The sequence below is a fragment of the Methylopila musalis genome (assembly GCF_042679725.1).
Taxonomy (GTDB): Bacteria; Pseudomonadota; Alphaproteobacteria; order Rhizobiales; family Methylopilaceae; genus Methylopila; species Methylopila musalis.
On record NZ_JBHTMX010000137.1, the window covers coordinates 1 to 7,685 of the forward strand.

General features: G+C 69.4%; 8 protein-coding genes. All 8 read left to right on the plus strand.

Annotation, left to right across the window (positions count from 1 at the left end; all coding sequences use genetic code 11):
- Positions 1-545: 545 nt before the first annotated feature.
- Positions 546-1,460 (plus strand): ABC transporter permease subunit, encoded by a 915-nt coding sequence (locus ACFQ4O_RS12910; RefSeq protein ID WP_378776103.1) that lies wholly within the window; start codon positions 546-548, stop codon positions 1,458-1,460.
- Entirely contained in the window at positions 1,460-2,773 is a 1,314-nt protein-coding gene (gene livM / locus ACFQ4O_RS12915) for a high-affinity branched-chain amino acid ABC transporter permease LivM (RefSeq protein WP_378776104.1), read from the plus strand. Before ACFQ4O_RS12910 ends, livM begins: the two co-directional genes overlap by 1 nt.
- On the plus strand, positions 2,770-3,642 hold the full coding sequence (locus ACFQ4O_RS12920) for an ABC transporter ATP-binding protein (protein ID WP_378776105.1): 873 nt from the start codon (positions 2,770-2,772) through the stop codon (positions 3,640-3,642). Before livM ends, ACFQ4O_RS12920 begins: the two co-directional genes overlap by 4 nt.
- Positions 3,639-4,364 carry an ABC transporter ATP-binding protein gene (locus ACFQ4O_RS12925; RefSeq protein WP_378776106.1) on the plus strand — a complete coding sequence of 242 codons (726 nt, stop codon included), beginning with the start codon at positions 3,639-3,641 and terminating at the stop codon, positions 4,362-4,364. The genes ACFQ4O_RS12920 and ACFQ4O_RS12925 overlap by 4 nt, the downstream gene beginning before the upstream one ends.
- 214 nt (positions 4,365-4,578) lie before the next feature.
- A complete protein-coding gene (locus ACFQ4O_RS12930) occupies positions 4,579-4,926 on the plus strand; it encodes a DUF6867 family protein (protein ID WP_378776107.1) in 348 nt (115 codons plus the stop codon).
- Between the two features lie 80 nt (positions 4,927-5,006).
- Positions 5,007-6,110, plus strand: coding sequence for a branched-chain amino acid ABC transporter substrate-binding protein (locus tag ACFQ4O_RS12935; protein WP_378776108.1), 1,104 nt, complete (start codon positions 5,007-5,009; stop codon positions 6,108-6,110).
- A gap of 122 nt (positions 6,111-6,232) precedes the next feature.
- On the plus strand, positions 6,233-7,429 hold the full coding sequence (locus ACFQ4O_RS12940; RefSeq protein ID WP_378776109.1) for a YjgN family protein: 1,197 nt from the start codon (positions 6,233-6,235) through the stop codon (positions 7,427-7,429).
- Positions 7,430-7,442: 13 nt separating this feature from the next.
- Positions 7,443-7,685 (plus strand): DUF7092 domain-containing protein (locus ACFQ4O_RS12945; RefSeq protein ID WP_449289001.1); only part of this gene is annotated, 243 nt, incomplete at its 3' end.

Below are 7,685 nucleotides of genomic sequence, written 5' to 3' on the forward strand. Positions count from 1 at the left end.
CTTCCGGCGACGGCCGCAGGCGGTCTCGACGGTCCCGGCGACCTGCACGCCCGCCGCCACGTCCCGCATCACCACGCAGGCGTCCACGCCGGCGAAGGCCTCGCGAAACGCCGCGCCCAGCTCCACCGTCGGCCCTTGGGCGCGCGCGTGCGCCGGCGCCAGAAGCGCCGCGGCCACGGACAGACTCCAGACAACCCTCACGCCACGCGTCCTCTCGAGTCGACGCCCGCATCCCCGTGAAACGGGAACGGCGGCGCATCGCGCTTCCGTCATAGCCCGACACGCCGACGGGAGCGAGCGCCGCGATTCTCCGCGGCAGGCGAGGCTTACGGACGGAATGAGGCCGTCTCGGGGACGACCGGGCTCATGCGTCGCCGCGGGCGGTTGCGCGTTGTCGGTCGGCGCCGCCCGCGCTAAGACTTGAGTCACGGGCGCTTCGCCCAGCGCGGAGGCAGGCCTATTTTTCAGGCTGCCGCCTCCCTCTGGCCCGGACGCCCGCGGACGCTCGACCCCCCGACTAAGAACCGGAGCCAGACGCGGCGCGCATGGAATATTTCCTCCAGCAGCTCATCAACGGCGTCACCCTGGGCTCGATCTACGGGCTCATCGCCATCGGCTACACGATGGTTTACGGCATCATCGGCATGATCAACTTCGCCCATGGCGACGTGTTCATGGTGGGCGCCTTCCTCGCGCTGATCGTCTATCTGGCGCTGGTGGCGATCGGGATCACCTTCGTCCCGCTGGCGCTGCTCATCGTGCTGCTGGTCGCCATGGCGCTGACCGCGCTCTATGGCTGGACGGTGGAGCGTATCGCCTACCGGCCGCTGCGCGGCTCGTTCCGGCTGGCGCCGCTGATCTCGGCGATCGGCATGTCGATCTTCCTGCAGAACTTCGTGCAGCAGGCGCAGGGCGCCCGCGTGAAGCCGCTGCAGCCGGTGGCGCCCGGCGGCTTCCAGTTCGGCGCCGCCGACGGCTTCATCGTGAACGTGTCCTACGTGCAGATCATGATCGTCGGCGCCACCATCGCGATCATGACCGGCTTCACGCTGCTGGTGACCAAGACCTCGCTCGGCCGCGCCCAGCGCGCCTGCGAGCAGGACCGCAAGATGGCGGCGCTGCTCGGCGTGGACGTGGACCGCACCATCTCGCTCACCTTCGTCATGGGCGCGGCGCTCGCCTCGGTCGCGGGGCTGATGTACCTGCTCTATTACGGCGTGATCGACTTCTACATCGGCTTCGTCGCCGGGGTGAAAGCCTTCACCGCCGCCGTGCTCGGCGGCATCGGGTCGCTGCCGGGCGCCATGCTGGGCGGCCTGCTGATCGGGCTGATCGAAACCTTCTGGTCGGCCTATTTCTCGGTCGAGTACAAGGACGTGGCGGCGTTCTCGATCCTCGCCATCGTGCTGATCTTCCTGCCCTCCGGTCTGCTCGGACGGCCCGAGGTCGAGAAGGTCTGATGGCCGTTCCCGCCGCCTCCGCCGCCGCGCCCTCCACGCTCGGCCCCGCGGTGAAGGACGCGGGGCTCTCGGCGCTGATCGCGCTCGGCCTCGCGCTGCCCATGCTCGGCCTCGTCACCACCCAGACCCAGGCCGGCATGGGGCTCGTCCCCCATTGGGACCGGGTCGCGATCGCGGTCGCGACGGTGTTCGTCGGGCGGCTGCTGCTCAATCTGACGCTGTGGCGGCCGGGCCGGCGCAAGAGCGCGCTCGCCGTGCCGCCGAAGCTCGAGGCCGCGCTGTCGCGCACCGCGAAATATCTCGGCCCGCTCGCAATCCTGTTCGCGATCGTGATGCCGCTGCTGCCCTTCACCGAGCGCTACGCCATCGACCTCGGCATCCTGGTGCTGACCTACGTCATGCTGGGCTGGGGCCTGAACATCGTGGTCGGTCTCGCCGGCCTGCTCGATCTCGGCTACGTGGCGTTCTACGCGGTCGGGGCCTATTCCTACGCCCTGCTCGCCCAGCATTTCGGGCTGTCGTTCTGGATCTGCCTCCCGCTCGCGGGCATCCTCGCGGCGTTCTGGGGCGTGCTGCTGGGCTTCCCCGTGCTGCGGCTGAGGGGCGACTATCTCGCCATCGTCACGCTCGCCTTCGGCGAGATCATCCGCATCGTGCTCCTGAACTGGTACTGGGTCACCGGCGGGCCGAACGGCGTGTCCGGCATCCCCCGCCCGAGCTTCTTCGGCATCGACTTCGACCGCGGCCCGGACGGCTTCGCCGCCACCTTCGGGCTGACCTACTCGCCGCTGCACCGCATCCTGTTCCTGTACTACCTGATCCTCGCGCTCGCGCTCATCACCAATCTCGTCACCATCCGGCTGCGTCGCCTGCCCATCGGCCGCGCCTGGGAGGCCTTGCGCGAGGACGAGATCGCCTGCCGCTCGCTCGGCATCAACACCGTCAACACCAAGCTGACCGCCTTCGCGCTCGGCGCCATGTTCGCGGGCTTCGCCGGCTCGTTCTTCGCGACGCGGCAGGGCTTCATCAGCCCCGAGAGCTTCGTGTTCATGGAGAGCGCGCTGATCCTCGCCATCGTCGTGCTGGGCGGCATGGGCTCCCAGTTCGGCGTGGCGGTGGCGGCCGTGGTGATGATCGGCGGCTTCGAGCTGTTCCGCGAGTTCAGCGACTTCCGCATGATCACCTTCGGGCTGGTGATGGTGCTGATCATGGTCTGGCGGCCGCGCGGGCTGGTGTCGTCGCGCTCGCCCACCGTCTTTCTCAAGGAGAAGAAGGCGATCTCGGGCGCGCTGGTGCAGGAGGGCCACGGATGACCATCCGCCACGACGACGCCCCGGCCCTGCCCGGCGACGTGCTGCTGCGGGTGGAGCGGCTGACCATGCGCTTCGGCGGCCTGACCGCCGTGAACGACGTGTCCTTCGACGTGAAATGGGGCGAGATCACCGCGCTGATCGGCCCGAACGGCGCCGGCAAGACCACGGTGTTCAACTGCATCACCGGTTTCTACAAGCCGACGGTCGGGCGCCTGACGCTCCAGTCCGCCACAGGCCGCTTCCTGCTGGAGCGCCTGCGCGACCACCAGATCTCCCGCACCGCGGGCGTCGCCCGCACGTTCCAGAACATCCGTCTGTTCGGCGGAATGACGGTGCTCGAAAACCTGCTGGTGGCCCAGCACGCGCCGCTGATGAAGGCCTCGGGCTTCACCCTGCTCGGCGTGCTCGGGATCGGCGGCTTCGGCGCGGCGGAGAGGACCGCGATCGACAAGGCGAAGGCCTGGCTGGAGCGCATCGACCTGATCGACCGCGCCGACGATCCCGCCGCCGACCTGCCCTATGGCGACCAGCGCCGGCTGGAGATCGCCCGCGCCATGTGCACCGACCCCGCCCTGCTCTGCCTCGACGAGCCGGCCGCCGGCCTCAACCCGCGCGAGTCGCTGGAGCTGAACGCGCTGCTGCGCTCCATCCGCGACCGGGACGGAACCGCCCTGCTGCTGATCGAGCACGACATGAGCGTGGTGATGGAGATTTCCGACCATGTCATCGTGCTCGACTACGGCAAGAAGATCTCCGACGGAGCCCCCCGCGCGGTGCGCGAGGACCCCAAGGTGATCGCCGCCTATCTCGGCGTCGAGGACGAGGAGGTGGACGAGGTGGAGCGCGAGATCGAGGAGGCCGTCTCGTGAGCGCGCCCCTGCTCTCGATCGAAGGCGTCACCGCCTATTACGGCGCCATCGCCGCGCTGAAGGGCGTGGACGTGGAGGTGGGCGAAGGCGAGATCGTCACGCTGATCGGCGCCAACGGCGCCGGCAAGTCCACGCTGATGATGACCATCTTCGGCGCGCCCCAGGCGCGGGACGGGCGGATCGTGTTCGCGGGCGAGGACATCACCCGCGCGCCCACCCACGCCATCGCCCGCATGAAGCTGGCGCAGTCGCCGGAAGGGCGGCGCATCTTCCCGCGCATGACGGTGCTCGAAAACCTGCAGATGGGCGCGGCCGTGACCGGCTACGCCCATTACGACGAGGACCTCGAGCGCATGTTCGCGGTCTTCCCCCGGCTGAAGGAGCGCGCAGGCCAGCGCGGCGGCACCCTGTCCGGCGGCGAGCAGCAGATGCTCGCCATCGCCCGCGCGCTGATGAGCCGGCCCCGGCTGCTGCTGCTGGACGAGCCCTCGCTCGGCCTCGCGCCGCTGATCGTGAAGCAGATCTTCTCCGTGATCCGGGACCTGAACCGCACCGAGGGCCTGACCGTGTTCCTGGTGGAGCAGAACGCCTACCACGCCCTGAAGCTCGCCCATCGCGGCTACGTCATGGTCAACGGCCGCATCACCCTGTCCGGCGGCGGCCGGGAGCTGCTGGAGCGGGAAGAGGTCCGCGCCGCCTATCTCGAGGGAGGGCGGCACTGATGGGCGCGGGTTTCGACGCCCCCCTCTCCCGCGTGTCGGGCTCGCCTTCCCTTGTCCCGGCCTTGAGCCGGGACCCAGAAACGCCGACGCGTCGGATGCGGGCGTTGCGGTCGGGGCAGGCTTTGAAACGTGTGCGGTTCTGGGTCCCGGCTCAAGGCCGGGACAAGAAGCAGAGCGCCGTCCGCTCCAAAGCGGCCTCACCCGGAGCGTCGCCATGGGCCTGATCTGGGAAATCTCGCTTGCGGAGTTCCTGTTCGTGACCGGCGTGCTGGGCGGGGGCGCGGCGTGGATGGCGGGCCGGGCGATCGCCACATCCTGGGAGCCGGCGTGGAAGGCGGCGCTGTGGATGCTGCCGCTCGCGGGCGCCGTGCGCTTCATCCATTACGCGCTGTTCAGCGGCAGCCTGCTGACGGCGCAGTTCTTTCTGGTCGATCTCGCGATTCTGGTCGTGCTGGCGCTCGCCGGCCACCGCACGCGCATGGCCGCGCAGATGACGCGGCAATACGACTGGATCTTTGAGCGCGCCGGCCCCTTTGGCTGGCGCAAGAAATCCGGCGCATGACGCCGGCGTGGCGTTCCGGCGGGCGAAGCCCGCGTCGGCGTGAACCAACGGGCTCGGCCCGGAGCTTGGGAGAACTGCGCATGAAGAAGCGTCTCGTCGCCGGCCTCGTCGCCGGCCTCGCCGTGGTTCTGGCCGCCCCGGCCTACGCGGACGTCACCATCGCCGTCGCCGGCCCAATGACGGGCAGCAACGCCGTCGTCGGCGCGCAGATGCGCCACGGCGCCGAGCAGGCGGTCGAGGACATCAACGCCGCCGGCGGCATCAACGGCGAGAAGGTGGTGCTCAAGGTCGCCGACGACGCCTGCGATCCGAAGCAGGCGGTGAACGTGGCGAACCAGCTCGCGGGCGACGGCGTGTCCTTCGTGGCGGGCCACTACTGTTCGGGCTCGTCGATCCCGGCCTCCGCGGTCTATGCGGAGGAGAACATCATCCAGATCTCGCCGGGCTCCACCAACCCGGTCTTCACCGACAAGCGCGCCGGACCGACCATATTCCGTGTCTGCGGCCGCGACGACCAGCAGGGCGCCGTCGCCGGCGCCTACATCGCGCAGAACTTCAAGGACAAGAAGGTCGCGATCCTTCACGACAAGTCGGCCTACGGCAAGGGCATCGCCGACGAGACTCTGAAGGCGCTGAAGGACGCCGGCGGCAAGGAGACGCTCTACGAGGCCATCACCGCGGGCGAGAAGGACTATTCCGCGCTGGTCTCCAAGCTGAAGCAGAGCGGCGTCGACGTGGTCTATCTCGGCGGCTACCACACCGAGGGCGGCCTGATCGTGCGCCAGATGCGCGAGCAGGGCCTGAACGCGGTGCTGATCGGGGGCGACGCGCTGGCCAACAACGACTTCCTCGCCATCACCGGCAAGGGCGGCGAGGGCTCGCTGTTCACCTTCGCACCCGACCAGCGCAAGCTGCCGACGGCGGCCGGCGTGGTGGAGAAGTTCAAGGCCAAGAACTTCGATCCGGAAGGCTACACGCTCTACACCTACGCCACGATCCAGATCTACGCCGCGGCCGCCACGGCGGCGAAGTCCACCGAGACCGAGTCGGTGCTGGCCGAACTGAACAAGCAGACCTTCAAGACCGTGGTCGGCGACGTGAAGTTCGACCCCAAGGGCGATCCGACCGTCGCGGGCTACGTGTTCTACGAGTTCAAGAACGGCGGCTACACCCAGAAGGACTGAGCGCCGCTCAGCGCGCCAAGAAACTCCGGGGCGCGGCGGCCCGTCCGCCGCGCCCTCTCGCCTCGCCCCCGATTTCGTGATCTATGAGGTGCAACCGTCGCGCGTAGCCAAGGGGGCTTTGGTTGACCGATTTCCATGCCGCAGGGGGCGTCCGCCCGCAGTTTCACGGCCCGGTGCAGGACATGCGCCCGCTTGTGCTGAAGGGGCTCGTGCTGACGCTGGTGACGCTCGGCGTCTACCGCTTCTGGTACCAGACCAACATCCGCCGCTTCCTGTGGGGGCGCACCGAGATCGACGGCGACGCGCTCGAATACACCGGCCGCGGCATGGAGCTGTTCCTCGGCTTCCTGATCGCGCTCGCGGTGCTCATTCCGCTGAACGTTTTGATCGCGCTGCTGAGCTTCTCCGGCGATCCGTTCGTGCAGGTGGCGGTCCAGCTCGTCTACACGTTCGGCCTGCTGTTCCTGGTGCAGTACGCGCTCTACCGCGCCCGCCGCTACCGCCTGTCGCGCACGCTGTGGCGCGGGGTGCGGCTGGGGCAGACCGGCTCGGGCTGGACCTACGCCGGCCTGAGCTTCGGCTGGGGCCTGCTGACGCTCGTCACCCTCGGCCTCGCCTATCCGTTCATGCGCGCGAGCCTTGAGCGCTACAAGGTGAACCACACCTGGTTCGGCGACCAGCAGGGCCGCTTCACCGCCACCGGCGGCGAGCTGTTCCGCAAGGGCGTGCTGTTCTGGCTGCTGCTGGCGCTGCTCGTGGTCGCGCCGGCGGCGGCGCTGATCGGCTTCGCGGCGAGCGAGGCGCAGAGCGCCGTGGACATGGGCCGCGCCGGCTGGCTGACCATCCTGTTCTTCGTCGCGGCCGCGCCGCTCGCCTTCACGCTCATCACGATCTATCAGGCGGTGGAGTTCCGGTGGTGGGCGAACGGCCTGCATGTGGGCCCCGCCTCCGCCCAGTCCGATCTCAGCGCCTTCGCCTTCCTGAAGACCTATCTCGGCTTCGCGCTGGCGACGCTGCTGTTCTCGATCGCGACCGCGATCCTGTTCGCCATCGTCGGAGCGGCGCTGGGCGGAACGGCGGCGCTGCGCCAGAGCGGGACGCCGGCGCTGGTCTTCACCGGGATCACCTATCTGTCGACCCTGCTCGGCTACGCCGCGTTGTGGCAGCTGTACGTGGTGCGGCCGTTGTGGAAGAAGGGGTTCGAGAGCGTGACGCTGGCGGGCCTCGGCTCGCTGGTGGCCGCGCAGTCGCCGGACCAGCCGGCGAACGCGTTCGGCGAGGGCGTCGCCGACGCGCTCGACTTCGGAGCAGGCTTCTGAGGGAGCGGACGGCGTGACGAGCGGCAGCGGCACCGGCGTGTTCTTCGACGGCCTCACCAGCCGTCGGCAGGACGTGCATGTGACGCTGTCCGGGCTCGATCTCGCCGTGCAGGCCCCGGACGGGCGTCTGCTCGCGCGCTGGCCGCTCGAGCAGCTGCGCGAGGCGGTCTCCACCACCGGGCGGCTGCGCCTGACCCGCGACGCGGACGGGCCCCCGGCCCGGCTGGAGCTGCCGGAAGGCCCCCTCGCCGCGGCG

Coding starts and splice junctions, on each gene's coding strand:
- ACFQ4O_RS12910 (WP_378776103.1), top strand. CDS start 546: ATGGAATATTTCCTCCAGCAGCTCATCAACGGCGTCACCCTGGGCTCG.
- livM (WP_378776104.1), top strand. CDS start 1,460: ATGGCCGTTCCCGCCGCCTCCGCCGCCGCGCCCTCCACGCTCGGCCCC.
- ACFQ4O_RS12920 (WP_378776105.1), top strand. CDS start 2,770: ATGACCATCCGCCACGACGACGCCCCGGCCCTGCCCGGCGACGTGCTG.
- ACFQ4O_RS12930 (WP_378776107.1), top strand. CDS start 4,579: ATGGGCCTGATCTGGGAAATCTCGCTTGCGGAGTTCCTGTTCGTGACC.
- ACFQ4O_RS12935 (WP_378776108.1), top strand. CDS start 5,007: ATGAAGAAGCGTCTCGTCGCCGGCCTCGTCGCCGGCCTCGCCGTGGTT.